Source organism: uncultured Polaribacter sp., assembly GCF_947497695.1.
Taxonomy (GTDB): domain Bacteria; phylum Bacteroidota; class Bacteroidia; order Flavobacteriales; family Flavobacteriaceae; genus Polaribacter.
The window spans coordinates 50,846-68,571 of record NZ_CANMHM010000006.1; the positions used below are offsets into that span (position 1 = coordinate 50,846).

Consider the following 17,726-nt stretch of genomic DNA (forward strand, 5'->3'; position numbering starts at 1 on the left):
TTATGGCAAAACAAGAAGATCAATTTAAAAAAGTTTTATCGCACGCAAAAGAATATGGTTATGTTTTTCAGTCTTCTGAAATATATGACGGTTTAAGTGCGGTTTACGATTATGCTCAAAATGGAGTAGAGCTAAAGAAAAACATTAGAGATTATTGGTGGAAAGCAATGGTGCAAATGCACGAAAATATTGTAGGTATTGATGCTGCAATTTTAATGCATCCTACAACTTGGAAAGCTTCTGGACACGTTGATGCTTTTAATGATCCTTTAATTGATAATAAAGATTCTAAAAAACGATACAGAGCAGATGTTTTAATTGAAGACTATTGTGCTAAAATAGAAGGCAAAATAAACAAAGAAGTAGCCAAAGCAGCAAAACGTTTTGGTGATGCTTTTAATAAAGAGGAATTCTTAGCAACTAATGGAAGAGTTGTTGGTTATCAAGAAAAAATAAACAGCATTTTAGCAAGAATGGGCAAGTCTTTAGAAAATGAAGATTTGGCTGATGTAAAATTGTTAATTGAGGAATTAGAAATTGCTGATCCTTTAACAGGTTCTAGAAATTGGACAGAAGTTAAACAATTTAACCTAATGTTTGGGACTAAATTAGGTGCTTCTGCAGATACTGCAATGGATTTATATTTAAGACCAGAAACTGCTCAAGGTATTTTTGTGAATTTTTTAAATGTTCAAAAAACGGGTAGAATGAAAATTCCTTTTGGGATTGCTCAAACAGGTAAAGCCTTTAGAAATGAAATTGTTGCAAGACAATTTATTTTTAGAATGCGTGAATTTGAACAAATGGAAATGCAATTTTTTGTAAAACCTGGTACTCAAAAAGAATGGTATGAAGCTTGGAAAGAAACACGATTAAAATGGCATTTATCTTTAGGTATGGGAGCAGAGAACTATCGATTTCATGACCATGATAAATTAGCACATTATGCAGATGCAGCAGCAGATATTGAATTTAATTTTCCTTTCGGCTTTAAAGAATTAGAAGGGATTCATTCTCGTACAGATTTTGATTTAAAAGCTCATGAAGAATTTTCTGGTAAGAAATTACAGTATTTTGATCACGAAGAAAATAAAAATTACGTGCCTTATGTTGTTGAGACCTCTATTGGTTTAGATAGAATGTTTTTAGCGGTTTTCTCTAATTCGTTGCAAGAAGAAGCTCTAGAAAACGGAACTACTAGAACTGTTTTAAAATTACCAGCAGTTTTATCACCTTTTAAAGCAGCAGTTTTACCATTAGTTAAAAAAGATGGATTGCCAGAAGTTGCTAGAGAAATTTTAGACGATTTAAAATGGGATTTTAATGTTTTTTACGATGAAAAAGATGCAGTTGGTAAGCGTTACAGAAGGCAAGATGCTGCAGGTACACCTTTTTGTATTACTGTAGATCATCAAACTTTAGAAGATAAAACAGTTACCATAAGATATAGAGATACTATGGATCAAAAACGTGTTGCAATAGCAGATTTAAAAGAAATTATTAAAGCTGAGGTTGCTGTTAAAACGTGGTTGCAGAAAATGTAATTTAAAGTTTACTAATAAAAAAGTAGCATCTAAAATTTTAGATGCTAATTTTTATTTTAAGAGTGGTAGGTTTTTATGCAGATTCTTTATCTGCACAACAAGCCATTTTACAATCTTTTTTACAAAATGTTGTTCCATGTTCATTTTTAGAGCAACACGCTTTTTCTTTAATAATTCCGTTTTTCTTACAAGTATCTTTACAATTTACTTTGCATGTATGTGCTACTTTTTCATTGTCAGCAATAGAGGCTTTGTACAAATCTCCTCCAGCAATTCCGCTTACAAAAGCCATTAAATCTTCTTTAGAGGTAGTGTTTGCATCAAAGGCAATGTTTGCAATGCTATCAGTAAAAACAACTTTTGCGTCTAAAACGCCTTCTTTTTTAGATAATTTAGATTGAATGGTTTTTGCACAACCAATTTCGCAAGTCATACCAGAAATAGCCAAAGTCACATTTTGCTTGTTTACAGCTAGTGTTTCTTTTTTTGTTTCATTTTTGCATCCAACGAAAATAAAAAGAGAGATGGCTATAGAAAATAATATTTTTTTAAGTTTCATAATATTTAATGATTAAATTATATGACAAATTTATTAATAAAACTGCTGACTTGTAAACTTTTATCGGACTTTCGCACAATATTTAAAATATAAATGAACAATCAACAGCAAAAGTGGTTTTATCTTATTGTACTTTCTTTAGTTTGGGGAAGCTCTTTTATATTAATTAAAAAAGCACTTTTAGGAGTAACACCTATTCAATTAGGAGCGTTAAGAATGATTTTTACCGCTATTATTTTACTTTCTGTCGCTTTTCCTTCGATTAAAAAAATCAAAAAGAAACATTGGAAACATATTTTTTACACAGCTTTGGTGGGTACTTTTATTCCTGGTTTTCTTTTTGCTTATGCAATAACAAGTATTGATAGCTCAGTAGTTTCCATATTAAATTGTTTCACGCCTTTTAATACGTTGGTGTTAGGAGCCGTCTTTTTTGGTTTTGCTTTCAAAAAACAACAATTGTATGGAATTTTAATAGGTTTACTGGGGACTTTAATTTTGGTTTTAAAAGGAGTCGATTTAAATCCCGATCAAAATTATTGGTTTACACCTTTCGTTTTATTGGGTTCTATTGGGTATGCAATCAATGCCAATATGATTAAAAAGCATTTGTATAATTTAGATGCTTTGGCAATTACTACAGGTAATTTTTTAGTATTGTTGTTGCCTGCTATAATTGTTTTGTATTTTACAGGTTTTTTTACTGATTTTGTATACGATGAAGTAGGAATACAATCTCTTGGTTATCTTGCAATATTATCTATTGTTGGTACTAGTATTGCTAAAACTATATACAATAAACTGGTTCAAATATCATCACCAATATTTTCAACTTCAGTAACCTATTTAATTCCTATTGTGGCAATTTTTTGGGGTATTTTAGATGGTGAGCAGTTAAGTTTTATTCAACTTTTTGGTGGTGTTATTATTCTTTTTGGTGTTTATATGGTGAATAAGAAAAAGTAAAATTACATTGAAAAGGTATTTAGTTGATTTTGATGCTATTATTTTTCCAAACAATCTTGTAGAGTCTTAAAAAAGATGTATATTTGCACCCGCATTTTCATTAAGAAACTGCAAAATAATTAGTAATAAACGCAAAACAAATAGTATGTACGCAATCGTAGAGATGGCAGGGCAGCAGTTTAAAGTTGCAAAAGACCAAAAAGTATACGTTCATCGTTTACAAGGAGAAGTAGGATCAAAAGTTACTTTTGATAATGTACTTTTACTTGATGAAAAAGGGAATGTAACTATTGGCGCCCCAGCTATAGAAGGAGCTTCAGTAACGGCTCAAATTCTAAGTCACTTAAAAGGTGATAAAGTAATCGTTTTCAAAAAGAAAAGAAGAAAAGGTTACATTAAGAAAAATGGACATAGACAATTTTTAAGCGAGATTCAAATTGAATCTATTGCTGCTTCTGGTTCTAAGAAGACTGCTTCTAAGAAAGCTGCTCCTAAAAAAGAAGAAGCTAAAGTAGCTGCTGCTCCAAAAGCAAAAGTCGCTGCAAAGAAATCTGCAAAAGGAGATGACTTAAAGAAAATTGAAGGTGCAGGACCTAAAGCTGCAGAGGCTTTAGTAAATGCAGGTGTTGATACTTTTGCAAAAGTAGCAAAAGCAGACCCAGTAAAATTGAGTGAAATCTTAACTGAAGCAAGTTCTAGATTATCTCATATTGTAACAACTACTTGGCCAAAGCAAGCTGGTTTAGCTGCAGAAGGTAAGTGGGATGAATTAAAAGAATTACAAGATAGATTAGACGGAGGTATCGAAAGATAATTCCTAAATTTAACTTTAACCTATAAAAACTCAATAACATGGCACATAAAAAAGGTGTAGGTAGTTCGAAGAACGGTAGAGAATCAGAATCGAAACGACTAGGAGTAAAAATATTTGGAGGACAAGCTGCAATTGCAGGAAACATTATTGTTCGTCAAAGAGGAACAACTCACAATCCAGGAGAAAACGTTTACATGGGAAAAGATCATACTTTACATGCAAAAGTTGATGGTGTTGTAGAATTCCAAAAGAAAAGAAACAACAGATCTTATGTTTCTGTAACTCCTTTTGAAGTTTAAGAAATTAAGACGATTAAATTTAAAACGCTCAAACATTGTTTGAGCGTTTTTTTATGCACTTTATTTAGGTTGAATTTGTACTTTTACATCAATGAAATTTTTATATGACCTTCTTATTTTTAAAGCAAGTATTTTATTACCTATTATTGGGTTGTTTAATAAAAAAATAAAATTATTTGTTACTGGTAGAAAAGAAACATTTTCTAAGGTTGCTAAATTAAAGAATGCTAAAACAATCTGGTTTCATGCAGCTTCTTTAGGTGAGTTTGAACAAGCAAGACCAATTATTGAAGAGGTAAAAGTAAAACATCCAACCTATAAAATTCTAGTCACTTTTTTTTCTCCTTCAGGATATGATATCAGAAAAAAATACCATTTAGCTGATGTTGTTTGTTATTTGCCTTTAGATTCTAAAAAGAATGCTAAGAAATTTGTTGAAATCGTACATCCTGCTTTAGCAGTTTTTATTAAGTACGAGTTTTGGCCAAATATTTTAAATACTTTAAAATCAAAAGAAGTGCCAACAATTTTAGTATCTGGTATTTTAAGGGATAAGCAATTGTTTTTTAAAGGTTATGGAGGTTTTATGAGGCAATCATTAAAGGCTTTTCATCACTTTTTTGTTCAAGATTTAAATTCTAAAAAATTACTAAATTCCATCAACTTTAAAAATGTAACAGTTTCTGGAGATACTCGTTTTGATAGAGTTTCTAAAATATTAGAGCAAGATAATTCGTTAGATTTTATCAATCAATTTAAAGATAATAAATATACGGTTGTAGCAGGAAGTACTTGGCAGGAAGATGAAACATTATTGGTAAATTACATCAATAATAATGCTACTGATGATGAAAAATTTATCATTGCACCACATAATATTAAAGCGACTGCAATTTTAGAATTACAGAAATCTATCATCAAAAAAACAGTTTTGTTTTCCGCTAAAGCGGATAAAAATTTATCAGAATATAGTGTTTTTATTATTGATACTATTGGTATTTTAACCAAAATTTATGCAGCTGCAGATGTTGCTTATGTTGGTGGAGGTTTAAAAACGGGCTTGCACAATATTTTAGAACCTGCAACTTTTGGAATTCCTGTAGTGATTGGAAATAAATACGACAAATTCAAAGAAGCTGTAGATTTGGTAAAAATAGGTGGTTGTATTTGCATCAAAAATCAACAAGAATTTACAGAGAATTTGATCAACTTAAAAGAGGATGAAAATTTTAGAAAATTAACAGGCGTGATCAATAAAAGATATATTAAAGACAATTTTGGAGCAACAAAATTAATTATGAATTATTTAAAAGAGAAAGTTTAAACGGTTGTCAGTTTGCATGATTATATCGAGAACAAATTAAAATTATAAATTATATGGATTTTATATTACAACCTTGGCCTTGGTTTATTGGAGGGCCATTAATAGCAATTTCGTTATTATTATATTTTTACTTCGGGCAAAATTTTGGAGCATCAAAAAATTTTGAAACACTTTGTACAATGGCTGGAGCAGGAAAAATATCTGATTATTTTAAGAAAGATTGGAAACAAAGAGATTTTGCATTGTTATTTGTTATTGGGTTAATTATTGGTGGAGTTATTTCAGCAATGTATTTAATTCCAAATCAAGGTGTTAATTTAAATCCTACAACTATTCAAGAACTAACAGATTTAGGTTTTACCAATGTTGGTAACCAATATTTTCCTGATGAAATTTTTGGTAAAAAATCATTCATGTCAATCAAAGGTTTTTTAATTCTTTTGGTTTCTGGGGTCTTTGTAGGTTTTGGCACTCGTTATGCAGGAGGTTGTACTTCTGGGCATGCAATTACAGGTTTAAGTAATTTAGAATTACCTTCATTATTGGCTGTAATTGGCTTTTTTATTGGTGGTATTATTGCAACTTGGTTTATAATTCCGGTTTTGTTTGGTTAAAAAATAAACAGTAAAAAGTCTTCGACAAGCTCAGACTGACAAACGTACTATCAATTGAAATTCTGCATGTCAAACTGAGCTTGTCGAAGTTTAAAAATAACAATGTCACACTAAGCTTATCGAAGTGAGTTTATCTATTTAAAATAAATATATTCAAATGAAAAACATTAAATTTTTAGTATTAGGTATCTTTTTTGGAATTGTTTTGAGTAAATCACAAGCCATTTCTTGGTATAGATTTTATGAGATGTTTAAATTTCAATCGTTTCACATGTATGGAATTATTGGAGGAGCAGTTGTAATTTCAGCAATATTTATGCAACTTTTTAAAAGTGGAAAAATAAAAGATATCAATGGCAATAAAATTATACCAAAACCAAAACAAAAAGGATTTATAAGAACAATTTTAGGCGGAACATTTTTTGGTTTAGGTTGGGGAATTTCTGGTGCTTGTGCAGCTCCTATTTTTGTAATTCTTGGATTTAAATTAATACCTGCTTTGGTTTTATTAGTAGGATCACTTTTAGGAGCTTTTATATATGGATTGTTAAGTAAAAAATTACCAAATTAAATGAGTAAATTAATAGACAATTTTGGGCGCCAAATGGAATATGTTCGATTGGCAGTTACTGATCGTTGTAATTTGCGTTGCCAATATTGTATGCCTACTCATGGAATTGATATTGTACCAAGACAAGAATTATTGTCTTTTAAAGAAATGTATCGTTTAATTCGTGTGTTAACAGAGTTAGGTGTAAACAAAGTGCGTTTAACTGGTGGAGAACCTTTTGTGCGTAAAGATTTTGTTGGTTTTTTAGAAATGTTGTCTTATAATGATTTGTTAGATGCTATTAATATTACTACAAATGGAGCTTTGATTTCTCATCATATTGATAAAATAGAGCAATTACAAAAAGTAAAAAACATCAATTTAAGTATTGATAGTTTACATAGAGAAAAGTTTGCAAAAATTACAAGAAGAGACGTTTTTCCAGAAGTTTATAAAACCTTTGAATTGTTAGAAAAAAGTAACTTAAATTTAAAACTAAATGTAGTTGTACAATCTGGTTTTAATACTGATGAAATTATCGATTTTGTAAGATTGACTAAAGATAAAAATGTTGCTGTTAGGTTTATTGAAGAAATGCCTTTTAATGGTAAAGGACAAAGAGCTATGCAAGAAAATTGGACGTTTCACAAGATTTTAAACGAAGTAAAAACAGCGTTTGATGTTACAGAAATTCAGTCTGAAAAATCATCAACTTCTAGAAATTATGCCATAGAAAATCATAAAGGAACTTTTGGAATTATACCTGCATTTACAAGAACTATTTGTAACGATTGTAATAGAATTAGAATTACAAGTACCGGAACTTTTAAAAACTGTTTGTTTGATGATGGTGTTTTTAATTTACGAGATTTTATTAGAAAAGGAGCAAGTAATGATGATTTAAAAGAACTGTTTTTAGGTTTGGTAAAACAAAAGCCAGAAAACGGTTTTATAGCAGAAGCCAATAGAAAAGATGGTGGTGTTTCTGAAAGTATGAGCACAATTGGTGGATAAAAGGTGTTTAATCGTGAAAATGTCGTTATAGCAATTACACGATTCAACAAATAAACAATTACACATTTTTAAAAAATGATTTCAGTAGAAAAAGCTTTAGAAACTGTTTTAAATTCAAGCCAAAAATTTGGAGTTGAAGAAATTCCGTTTCTAAAATCTGTAGGTAGAATTTTAAAAGAGGAAATTAGGGCAGATAGAGATTTCCCTCCTTTTAATAGAGTTTCTATGGATGGAATTGTAATTGATTACAATCAATTTAAAAATGGACAAAGAAGTTTTAAAGTAGCAGGAATTCAGGCTGCTGGAAGTGAGCAAATATCATTAAAAAATATTGAAAATTGCATTGAAGTAATGACAGGTGCTGTTTTACCAAACAATGCAAATACAGTAATTAGGTATGAAGATGTAACTATTGAAAATGGATTTGCAACAATTAATGTTGATGAATTAAATGATGGTCAAAATGTTCATGATAAAGGAAAGGATGGTAAAGTTGGAGATTTATTAATTGCAGAAAATACGATTATTTCAGGAGCAGAAATTGGGGTTTTAGCAACCGTTGGTAAATCAATAGTAAAAGTTGCAAAACAACCAAAAGTAATGATTGTTTCTACAGGAGATGAGTTGGTTGGAGTTGAAGAAGTGCCTTTAGAACATCAAATTAGAAGAAGTAATGTATTTACTTTAGTCTCTTTGTTAGAAAGATTAAAAATATCTTCAGAAACTGCTCATATTACAGATGATAAGCCAGTTTTAAAATCTAAAATAGAAAGTTATTTAGAACAATATGATGTGTTGCTTTTTAGTGGTGCAGTCAGCAAAGGGAAATACGATTTTTTACCCGAAGTTTTTGATGAATTAGGCGTAGAAAAATTGTTTCATAAAGTAGCTCAAAGACCAGGGAAACCATTTTGGTTTGGACGTAAGGCGTCTTTTAGTATGAGTGAACAAGATGCTTTTCAGAATGAAAAAAGACAAACAATTGTATTTGGCTTTCCTGGGAACCCTATTTCTACTTTTGTAAATTGTTTGGCGTATTTTTATCCTTGGTATTATAAATCATTAGACTTAAAAGTTGAAGAAGAAACTGCAATTTTAGCAGATGACGTAACCTTTAAGCCTAATTTAGATTATTTTTTACAAGTAAAATTAAGTTATAGATTTGGGCATTTAATAGCAGCTCCAATTACAGGAAATGGTTCTGGAGATTTAGCAAGTTTGGTAAATGCAGATGCTTTTATTCAGTTGCCAAGTGATAAAGTTGGTTTTAAAAAAGGAGAGGTTTTTCCGATAATAAGATATAGATAATGAGTGAGTTTAGTCATATAAACAAAAAAGGAAACCCTAAAATGGTTAATGTTTCTGATAAGAAAATTACCAAAAGAACTGCCATTGCTAAAGCAACGATGTTTTTAGGGAAAGATGTAATTGCTCATTTTACAAATGATGAGTTAATAACTAAAAAAGGACCTGTTTTTCAGACAGCAATTATTTCAGGGATTCAAGGTGTAAAAAAAACATCAGAATTAATACCAATGTGTCATCCATTATTAATAAATGGCGTAGATATAGATATTAATATTTTAGATTCAGAAAATATAGAGGTTCTTTGTGAAGTAACAATTACAGGGAAAACTGGTGTAGAAATGGAGGCTTTAACAGGTGTAAATATTACTTGTTTAACAATTTATGATATGTGCAAAAGTATCAGCCAGAAAATGGTAATTAAAGAAGTGAAGTTGTTAGAAAAAACAGGAGGAAAATCTGATATTAAAATATTCCCTTAATTTCTACAACAGTTTGTGATTCTGAAAAGAATCTCAACGTTTTGTTGCTCACCAAATTGTAAGACCCTTTCAGAAAGATAGACTTTATTGTTAAATGTAGATTGTAAAAAGATAATGAAATAAGAGTGACATTAAATGAAAAAACACAGCAAACATACAAATTTAGAAAGACGAAATAACGATAATTTTGCACCGAATGAAATTTCTATTTTAGGTACAAATTGTAACAGTATTTCAGAGTTAGTTTCTAAGGTTTCACAAAGGTTGTCAAAGTATAAATTGGCTTATTTTGATGCATCTCATGCAAAAGATGTAGAAGAGAATAAATTATCAGAATACGTATTTCATCATAAAGGAAACTTACAAATAACAACTTCTGGAAAAATCAATAAGTTTCAACAACGATTAGATTTTGCTCAGTTTGATTATGTTTTTATCAACGGAAATCATTATAAGGGAGCAAAACAAATTTTAATTTTAGACGAAGCAAAAGAAGCATCGGTTTTAAAACGAATAGATCAATTAGATAGCATTCAGTTTGTTGTTAAGTTGACGTCAGAAACAAAGTATTTTGATTTTTTAGAGGAAAAATATCCACAGATTAAAAACATCACTTGTTATACAATTGATGAGGTTGATAAGATTGCAAATCACATTAATAATCTCATTCAACAAAAAATTGCACCAGTAAAAGGTTTGGTTTTGGTTGGTGGAAAAAGCACAAGAATGGGGCAGGATAAATCAATGTTAAATTATTTTGGTTTTCCTCAAAAAGAATACGTAAAAAATTTACTTGAAAACCAAAATGTAAAAACGTTTTATTCGGTTGTTAATCAGTTAGATAGTGAAGTTGAAATTTCGGATAAATTTTATAATTTAGGGCCTTTTGGGGGTTTGTGTTCTGCATTTCAAAAAGACCCAAATTCAGCTTGGTTTGTTTTGGCAACTGACCTTCCTTTTGTGAATAATGAAATTATTAAATTAGTTTTAAAACACAGAAACCCAAGTAAAATAGCAACAGCAATTAAAGGAAAAAACAAAGAATTTCCAGAACCCTTAATTACAATTTATGAGCCAAAAGCATACCCTATTTTACTGCAATATTTGGCACAAGGATATTCTTGTCCTAGAAAAGTATTAATTAATTCTGATGTTGAAATTGTTGAAGTTGATGATGCTATTATCAGAAATATCAATACTCCTGAGGAGTTTGAAATGGCTAAAAAAGAAATAAATAATTTGTAATTTTACAAAAGTATATTTGATAATCTTTTATTTGGAACATTTTTTGTTTACTGATAATGAAGTTTATTGGTACTAAAGTATTTTTAATACCGATAAAATAAATTAAAAACACTTTGAAAAAAATATCTTTAAGGATTCGTATTTTTTTATCCATGATTTTATTGGTGCTCTTGGCATCAGTATTAATTTTGGTGGTTACAGTTTATCAGTATGATGAACAAACAAAAGATTATAACATTCAACGTTTTGAACGTAAAGAAGCAACCACCAAACAAACGATTGAATTAGAGTTAAAAAACAAAACAACATATCCTGTAAATACAGAAAATTTATCTAAAATATTTCAAGAACGGATTTATGAAATATCTTCTATTAATAAGTTAAACATCTCAATATATGATTTAAAAGGGAAGCTTTTAAAATCATCCACTGCAAGTGCTTTTGAAAAGATTGATACTAGCCCCATTCCAGACAACTTAATGAAAGAATTGGGACAAAACTCTAACCACAAAATATTAAAAACTCGCGAAGAAAACGGAATAGGGTATCAAACTTCTTATTCATTTATTCATGATCCTAGGTTTAAAAGAATCGGTATTTTAGAACTACAATTTACCCAAGATAATTCTGAAATAGAACATGAATTAAAAGAGTTTATGTTAAGATTGGGCTTGGTGTATATTTTAATGTTTTTAATAGCTATTGCCATTGCTTATTTTTTATCAAGCTATATTACAAGATCTATCAAAACCATTTCAGACAAGATGGAGCAAACGCGTTTGAATAAAAGAAATGAAAAAATTATTTTAAATAAGGCAAGTTCTGAAATAGAAATTTTGGTTGAAGCTTATAATCATATGATTGATGAATTGGGAGAAAGTGCTGCTAAACTAGCAAAGAGTGAAAGGGAGCAAGCTTGGAGAGAAATGGCAAAACAAGTGGCTCATGAAATTAAAAACCCACTAACTCCAATGCGATTAACTGTGCAAAGTTTTGAGAGAAAGTTTGATGCGAAAGATTTAAATGCGAAAGAAAAATTAAAAGAATTTAGTCAAACTTTAATTCAGCAAATAGATGTAATGAGTTCTATTGCCTCTGCTTTTTCTGATTTTGCAAAAATGCCTACACAAAAGAAAGAGCAAATAGAAATGATTAGTGTGGTTAAGTTTGCTTTAGATATTTTTAATGAAAGTTATATTAAATATCTTCCTGAAGAAGAAGTATTGTATGCCAATTTAGATAAAACTCAATTGATAAGAATTGTAACGAATTTGGTTAAAAATGCAATTCAGGCAACTGATAAAGAAGAGAATCCTTCAATAGAAGTAAAAGTTTTGTCACAAGACAATCATGTAAAATTAACTGTTTCTGATAACGGAAAAGGAATTTCTGATGATGTAAAAGATTTTATTTTTGAACCTAAATTTACAACTAAATCAAGTGGAATGGGATTAGGTTTAGGGATGATAAAAAATATAATTGAAGCTTATGATGGAGTAATTTCTTTTACATCTGAAGTTGGAATTGGAACCATTTTTACGATTATTTTACCAAAAAAGTAAAACCAATTGGTATTATTAATTTAGTCTAAAGACCTTAAATAAATAACTTATGAAGTTCGAAAATATTTTAGTAGAAAAAAATAATAGTTTAGCCCAAATAACTATTAACAGGCCTAAAAAATTAAACGCACTTAATAGCACTACAATTAAAGAGTTGCATGAAGCTTTTGAATTGTTAGAAGATGATGAAAATATGAGAGCAATTATTGTAACAGGTAGTGGAGAAAAAGCATTTGTTGCTGGTGCAGATATTGCTGAATTTGCCCATTTTGCAGAGCAAGAAGGTGTTAATTTAGCAAGAGAAGGGCAAGAGTTGTTATTTAATTATGTAGAAAATTTATCTAAACCTGTAATTGCTGCTATTAATGGTTTTGCTTTAGGTGGTGGTTTAGAGTTGGCAATGTCTTGTCATTTTAGAGTTGCTGCTGATACTGCAAAAATGGGTTTGCCAGAAGTTTCACTAGGTGTTATTCCTGGTTATGGAGGTACTCAACGTTTACCTCAGTTAGTTGGTAAAGGAAAAGCGATGGAAATGATTATGACAGCTGGTATGATTTCTGCAGAAGATGCTTTGCAGTTTGGCTTGGTAAATCATGTAACAACACAAGAAGAATTATTGCCTTTGGCAGAAAAAATAGTGAGTAAAATTATCAGAAATTCTTCAGTAGCTATTAGTGCTGCAATTAGAGCAATTAATGCTGGTTTTGAAGATGGTGTTAATGGTTTTAATGTTGAAATAGAAGAGTTTGGAGGCTCTTTTGGGACTGAGGATTTTACGGAAGGTACAACAGCATTTTTAAATAAAAAGAAACCTAATTTTTTAAATAAAAATTAAAAAGCGAGTCAATTAAGACTCGCTTTTAATATCAAATTATAGCAGTAACTTGATAAACAACTAACTAATTTTTTATATTGTAAAATCTTTTGAGTATTTTCTGTCATCACTATAAATAACAACTTTATAATTACCTGTTTTATTTAAAGATAATTTATAAGCTTTATTTAAAATTTGAGCACCTGCTGCATTATCTTCTAAAATAACCTCATTGTCATAATAAATAGTAATGTTTAAGGGCTCGTTGTTAAAACATAACTTTGTAATTAATAATAAATCGTTTTTAGTTCTTATAACAGGTTTAAAAATAGAGGTATTATCTGTTTCTAAAAAAGTAACAAAACCATCTTTTATACTAAACTCTTTAATTACAATTTCAAAGTCTTTTTCTAACTCCATAGAAAACACGCCATTTTCTAAAGCAGTAAAATCGAAATTTTTAGTAAAGTTTCCTTCTGTTTTAATTTTGTCCTTATAGACTACTATACCTTGTTTATCTTTTATTTTTAAGGTATGTCCTACTTTTACGTTCTTAAACTCAACCTTTACAGTTTTTTTTGCTTTAGAAGGTTTTTCGTTTTCATTAGCGCTTACAAATAACGTTGCAAACATTAATACTACTAGTACTGTTTTTTTAATTATTGCTCTCATCTTTTTTTCATTTTAATGATTAATAATACTGCAAATTTATGGCACAACTTTAGTTTTAAAAACATCAAAATTGGTGTATATATGTGCTAAATTACCTACTATTTTTATGTTAAATCAATGTTAAGTTAATATAGTGTATTATTTTGGTAATTTTATACATTTTATTAGTATTAAGTATTGTAAATTTGTAGCAAACTGTATTATGAAGAATGTAAAGCCTACTTTAGAGAAAATTAGTCCAGATTTTGGAAGCTCTATACTCGTAAAAAAACACACCGAATTTTTAAAACAAATAAAAGCGTTTTGGCATTTTCATCCAGAAATTGAATTGGTTTATGTAAATAAAGGTAAAGGTAAAAGACATATTGGCAATCATTTGTCTTATTTTAATAATAGTCAGTTATTATTAATAGGTTCTAATTTACCACATAATGGTTTTACAGATAGGCTTACTACAAATGGTTCTGAGTCTTCCATACAATTTAAACCAGATTTTTTAGGGAAAGAGTTTTTTGAAACTCCAGAAATGAAACCTATTAGTATTTTGTTTGAAAAAGCGAAGAAAGGGATTTTGTTTGGTGTTAAAACAAAACAAAAATTAGGGCCTAAAATTGAAAAAATATCAGAAAAAAAAGGCTTTAAGCAAATTTTAATTTTACTAGAAATATTACACACCTTATCTAAATCAGAAGATTATACCTTGTTAAATGCTGATGGTTTTGCTTTTGAAACACAGCCACAAGATAGCAGCAAAATAGATATTATTTTTAAACATATTAATGATAATTTTAATCAACACATTAGTTTAGATGAAATTGCAGGCTTGGTAAGTATGACAGTTCCTGCATTTTGTAGATTTTTTAAAAAAACAACCGGAAAAACGTTTACCAAATTAGTAAATGAATACAGAGTTGTACATGCTACAAAATTATTATCTGAAAGTAAAACAAGTATTACAGATATTTGTTTTGAGTGTGGTTTTAATAATTTTTCTCATTTCAATAAACTATTTAAAGAATTTACAGGTAAATCTGCTTCAAAATATAGAAGTGAAATGTTAAGTTTAGTTCAATAATAATTAAAATGAAAGGTAAAGTAGGAAAAGCAATAGAATATTATACTTTTAAAAGTAACGAATTGTTAGCCTTTGTAAATGTTAATAATGATTTATCTGTCGATAAAATCATAGAATGTGGAGAAGAATTAGCTGTTTTAGAACATAAAATTACAGCGTTAGAAGTCGCAAAAGAAAACTAGTTATTTTAAACCATTCCATTCATCATCAAATTGATTTAGAAAATCAACCATAAAAGTATGTCTATTTTCAGCAATTCGTTTTCCAGAAATCGTATTCATTTTATCTTTTAACAATAATAATTTTTCGTAAAAATGATTGATAGTTGGTGCATCAGAATTTTTGTATTCCTCTTTAGTCATGTTTAAATTTGGTTCAATTTCAGGATTGTAAAGAGCCCTGTTTTTATAGCCACCATAATTAAAACAACGAGCAATACCAATAGCACCAATAGCATCTAATCTATCTGCATCTTGTACAACTTCCAATTCTTTTGATGTAAATTTTTCACTACTTTTTTCTAAAGAATTTTTAAACGAAATGTGTTTTATAATATTCACAACATGTTCAATGGCATTCTTATCAATCTTTTGTTTAACTAAAAAATTAGCAGCAATTGTTGGTCCAATAGCTTCATTTCCATTGTAAAACTTAGCATCTGCAATATCATGTAACAAAGCAGCCAAAGAAACTATAAAGAAATCTACTTTTTCATCTTTAGATATTAAAAGAGCATTTTTGTAGACACGTTCTATATGAAACCAATCATGTCCTCCTTCTGCATTTTTCAATTCCTTTTGCACAAAATTAATGGTGTTTTCGATTACTTTTTTTTGATCCATGTTATTTTCTTAAAGCAAGTTCTTTTTTAATATTTTTCACATCAAAATAGATAAAAATTGCCATCGGAATAAAAAATAAAGGTAAAAACGTATGAAAAGATGTACCATTTTCTATGGTAGAAAAAATTGCAAAAACAATCATTAATACAATTAAAATAATTTTAATGAGTAAAAACATTTTTTGCTTTTTCAGTTTTGTTAAAAGTTCAGTTTTTGTGTATGTAGAAAATTCAGATGGCATAATTTTATGTTTAAGTAAAATAAAAAATCCACGTTAGTTATATAACGTGGATTCTTGTCTTGATTTTTGTCTCAAAAAAGTATTGTCTTTCATAAAAAAGATTAACAAAACTCATCATAAGCTTGTGCTAAATTTTGAGCAATCATTTGAGCAGATCTCCCTTCAATATGATGACGCTCTAGCATGTGTACCAAATTACCATCTTTAAATAAAGCCATTGCTGGAGAAGATGGAGGAAAAGGAATCATAAATTCGCGTGCTTTTTGTACAGATTCTTTTTCTACACCTGCAAAAACAGTTGTTAAATTATCTGGTGTTTTTTCTGCACCTAAAGAAGCAATTGCTCCAGGTCTTGCAGTACCAGCTGCACAACCACAAACAGAATTTACCACTACTAAAGTTGTTCCTTTTTTAGATAGTGCGTTTTCAACATCTGCACTTGTATATAATGCCTCAAAACCTGCGTTAATTAATTCATCACGCATTGGTTTTACTAATTCTTCTGGATACATAATTTCTAATTTTAAGTTACAAATATACAAATAACTTCTGCAAAAATCAACCTAAAAAAACAGTTGTACTAATAGAAATATCAATAAAATTGATGTGAATTATATTTTTAAAAATCATGCTTTTTTGGGCGTGCCCATTTTTAAAATTATTTTTTCGTTGTCACTCAATAATAATTTTAAAAATCGTCAGGCTTTCAGCACTCGCTTCACGCAAAAAAGCGTGAGAGCTCAAACAAATGCTTCAATCCTTCACGCAAAAGTGGATTAGTTTTTTTAATAGTCTAGCAATCTAAGAATCCAACAATCTAAGAATCTATTTTATATCTTTGCCACTTTTAAAATAATAGATATGGGCAGTTTTACAAAATGGTTAGGAGCAGGTTTAGGATTTACTTTAGGGGGTCCAATAGGTGCAGCCATAGGTTTTGCAGTAGGTAGTTTTGTAGATGGTTTTTCAGAAAAAGATCTAAAGCAAGAACAAATAGATTACGAAAATAATGGAAGGCAAAGTGCCAACAATACACAATCTGGCGATTTTGAAATGAGTTTACTTGTTTTAGCTTCCATCGTTATAAAATCTGACGGAAAAGTAGATCAAAGAGAGCTCAATTTTGTACGCACACAATTTGTAGGAATGTATGGCAAAGAAAGAGCCAATAATGCTTTTAAATTGTTTAGCGGAATTATAAAAAAACAAGTTTCTGCTCGTCAGGTTTGTATACAAATCAGGCAAAATATGCCTCATGCATCACGTTTACAATTGTTGCACTTTTTGTTTGGTATTGCAAAAGCAGATGCGTTTGTGGTAGAAGCAGAAGTTGAAGAAATACGCAAAATTGCTGGCTATTTATACATCAATCAAAACGATTTTGAATCTATAAAATCCATGTTTTATGATGCTTCAGAAAATGCTTATAAAATTTTAGAGATAGAAAAAACAGCTACAGATGCAGAAGTAAAAAGTGGGTATAGAAAAATGGTTAAAAAGTACCATCCAGATAAAGTACAAGGTTTAGGAGAAGAGCATTTAAAAGGAGCAAATGAAAAATTTCAAAGTATACAAGCTGCGTATGAAAAAATAAAAAATGAGCGTGGTTTATAGTTCATCTTATTATTTTTTTTAAAATTCACAAATAATAAGTTTAAAGAAACAAAATTTACGGCTTTAATTTTACAAAAAATAAATTTTGAAAAACTAAAGCGATTTGTTTAAAGTCTTTTCTATTGATTTTTAGCTTTAAGTTCTAAAGAAAAATAAGATTAAAGGTATTTTTTTAAATCTTTAAAAGATA

General features: G+C 29.3%; 21 protein-coding genes. 16 read left to right on the plus strand and 5 right to left on the minus strand.

Annotation, left to right across the window (positions count from 1 at the left end; all coding sequences use genetic code 11):
- The first annotated feature begins 2 nt into the window (after window positions 1-2).
- A complete protein-coding gene (locus Q0731_RS08260; protein ID WP_299062506.1) occupies window positions 3-1,544 on the plus strand; it encodes a glycine--tRNA ligase in 1,542 nt (513 codons plus the stop codon).
- A gap of 73 nt (window positions 1,545-1,617) precedes the next feature.
- Here the strand turns inward: Q0731_RS08260 and Q0731_RS08265 are convergent, their stop codons facing one another.
- Window positions 1,618-2,103, minus strand: a complete 486-nt coding sequence (locus Q0731_RS08265; RefSeq protein ID WP_299062509.1) for a cation transporter — start codon at window positions 2,101-2,103, stop codon at window positions 1,618-1,620.
- Between the two features lie 93 nt (window positions 2,104-2,196).
- Here Q0731_RS08265 and Q0731_RS08270 point away from each other — a divergent pair, with 93 nt between their 5' ends.
- From Q0731_RS08270 to Q0731_RS08325, 12 genes are all read left to right on the plus strand, one after another.
- A complete protein-coding gene (locus tag Q0731_RS08270) occupies window positions 2,197-3,069 on the plus strand; it encodes a DMT family transporter (protein WP_299062512.1) in 873 nt (290 codons plus the stop codon).
- 145 nt (window positions 3,070-3,214) lie between these two features.
- Window positions 3,215-3,883: a 50S ribosomal protein L21 gene (gene rplU, locus Q0731_RS08275; RefSeq protein WP_299062515.1), complete on the plus strand. Its 669-nt coding sequence runs from the start codon at window positions 3,215-3,217 to the stop codon at window positions 3,881-3,883.
- Window positions 3,884-3,921: 38 nt separating this feature from the next.
- A complete protein-coding gene (gene rpmA, locus Q0731_RS08280; RefSeq protein WP_299062518.1) occupies window positions 3,922-4,182 on the plus strand; it encodes a 50S ribosomal protein L27 in 261 nt (86 codons plus the stop codon).
- A 91-nt stretch (window positions 4,183-4,273) separates the two neighbouring features.
- Entirely contained in the window at window positions 4,274-5,506 is a 1,233-nt protein-coding gene (locus tag Q0731_RS08285) for a glycosyltransferase N-terminal domain-containing protein (RefSeq protein ID WP_299062521.1), read from the plus strand.
- 53 nt (window positions 5,507-5,559) lie between these two features.
- Window positions 5,560-6,120: a YeeE/YedE thiosulfate transporter family protein gene (locus Q0731_RS08290; protein WP_299062524.1), complete on the plus strand. Its 561-nt coding sequence runs from the start codon at window positions 5,560-5,562 to the stop codon at window positions 6,118-6,120.
- Between the two features lie 157 nt (window positions 6,121-6,277).
- Complete coding sequence (locus tag Q0731_RS08295) at window positions 6,278-6,691, plus strand: YeeE/YedE thiosulfate transporter family protein (protein ID WP_299062526.1); 414 nt, start codon at window positions 6,278-6,280, stop codon at window positions 6,689-6,691.
- Window positions 6,692-7,684: a GTP 3',8-cyclase MoaA gene (gene moaA, locus Q0731_RS08300; RefSeq protein WP_299062529.1), complete on the plus strand. Its 993-nt coding sequence runs from the start codon at window positions 6,692-6,694 to the stop codon at window positions 7,682-7,684.
- A gap of 75 nt (window positions 7,685-7,759) precedes the next feature.
- Window positions 7,760-8,992 (plus strand): molybdopterin molybdotransferase MoeA, encoded by a 1,233-nt coding sequence (locus Q0731_RS08305; protein WP_299062532.1) that lies wholly within the window; start codon window positions 7,760-7,762, stop codon window positions 8,990-8,992.
- Window positions 8,992-9,471, plus strand: coding sequence for a cyclic pyranopterin monophosphate synthase MoaC (moaC, locus tag Q0731_RS08310; RefSeq protein WP_299062535.1), 480 nt, complete (start codon window positions 8,992-8,994; stop codon window positions 9,469-9,471). The genes Q0731_RS08305 and moaC overlap by 1 nt, the downstream gene beginning before the upstream one ends.
- A gap of 135 nt (window positions 9,472-9,606) precedes the next feature.
- Window positions 9,607-10,716 (plus strand): NTP transferase domain-containing protein, encoded by a 1,110-nt coding sequence (locus Q0731_RS08315; RefSeq protein WP_299062538.1) that lies wholly within the window; start codon window positions 9,607-9,609, stop codon window positions 10,714-10,716.
- A 152-nt stretch (window positions 10,717-10,868) separates the two neighbouring features.
- A complete protein-coding gene (locus Q0731_RS08320; RefSeq protein WP_299062741.1) occupies window positions 10,869-12,278 on the plus strand; it encodes an ATP-binding protein in 1,410 nt (469 codons plus the stop codon).
- Window positions 12,279-12,327: 49 nt separating this feature from the next.
- Window positions 12,328-13,113, plus strand: coding sequence for an enoyl-CoA hydratase-related protein (locus tag Q0731_RS08325; RefSeq protein WP_299062541.1), 786 nt, complete (start codon window positions 12,328-12,330; stop codon window positions 13,111-13,113).
- A 72-nt stretch (window positions 13,114-13,185) separates the two neighbouring features.
- Here the strand turns inward: Q0731_RS08325 and Q0731_RS08330 are convergent, their stop codons facing one another.
- Window positions 13,186-13,764, minus strand: coding sequence for a hypothetical protein (locus Q0731_RS08330; RefSeq protein WP_299062544.1), 579 nt, complete (start codon window positions 13,762-13,764; stop codon window positions 13,186-13,188).
- A gap of 202 nt (window positions 13,765-13,966) precedes the next feature.
- Here Q0731_RS08330 and Q0731_RS08335 point away from each other — a divergent pair, with 202 nt between their 5' ends.
- Together Q0731_RS08335 and Q0731_RS08340 are read left to right on the plus strand one after the other, a co-directional pair.
- Entirely contained in the window at window positions 13,967-14,839 is an 873-nt protein-coding gene (locus Q0731_RS08335; RefSeq protein WP_299062547.1) for an AraC family transcriptional regulator, read from the plus strand.
- A gap of 8 nt (window positions 14,840-14,847) precedes the next feature.
- Window positions 14,848-15,021: a hypothetical protein gene (locus Q0731_RS08340; RefSeq protein WP_299062550.1), complete on the plus strand. Its 174-nt coding sequence runs from the start codon at window positions 14,848-14,850 to the stop codon at window positions 15,019-15,021.
- On the opposite strand, the gene Q0731_RS08345 is transcribed toward Q0731_RS08340, so the two are convergent.
- From Q0731_RS08345 to Q0731_RS08355, 3 genes are all read right to left on the minus strand, one after another.
- Window positions 15,022-15,681 (minus strand): HD domain-containing protein, encoded by a 660-nt coding sequence (locus Q0731_RS08345; RefSeq protein ID WP_299062552.1) that lies wholly within the window; start codon window positions 15,679-15,681, stop codon window positions 15,022-15,024.
- Between the two features lies 1 nt (window position 15,682).
- Window positions 15,683-15,922, minus strand: a complete 240-nt coding sequence (locus Q0731_RS08350; RefSeq protein WP_299062555.1) for a hypothetical protein — start codon at window positions 15,920-15,922, stop codon at window positions 15,683-15,685.
- 101 nt (window positions 15,923-16,023) lie between these two features.
- On the minus strand, window positions 16,024-16,434 hold the full coding sequence (locus Q0731_RS08355; protein ID WP_299062558.1) for a BrxA/BrxB family bacilliredoxin: 411 nt from the start codon (window positions 16,432-16,434) through the stop codon (window positions 16,024-16,026).
- Between the two features lie 349 nt (window positions 16,435-16,783).
- Here Q0731_RS08355 and Q0731_RS08360 point away from each other — a divergent pair, with 349 nt between their 5' ends.
- On the plus strand, window positions 16,784-17,536 hold the full coding sequence (locus tag Q0731_RS08360) for a TerB family tellurite resistance protein (RefSeq protein WP_299062561.1): 753 nt from the start codon (window positions 16,784-16,786) through the stop codon (window positions 17,534-17,536).
- The last annotated feature ends 190 nt before the right edge of the window (window positions 17,537-17,726 follow it).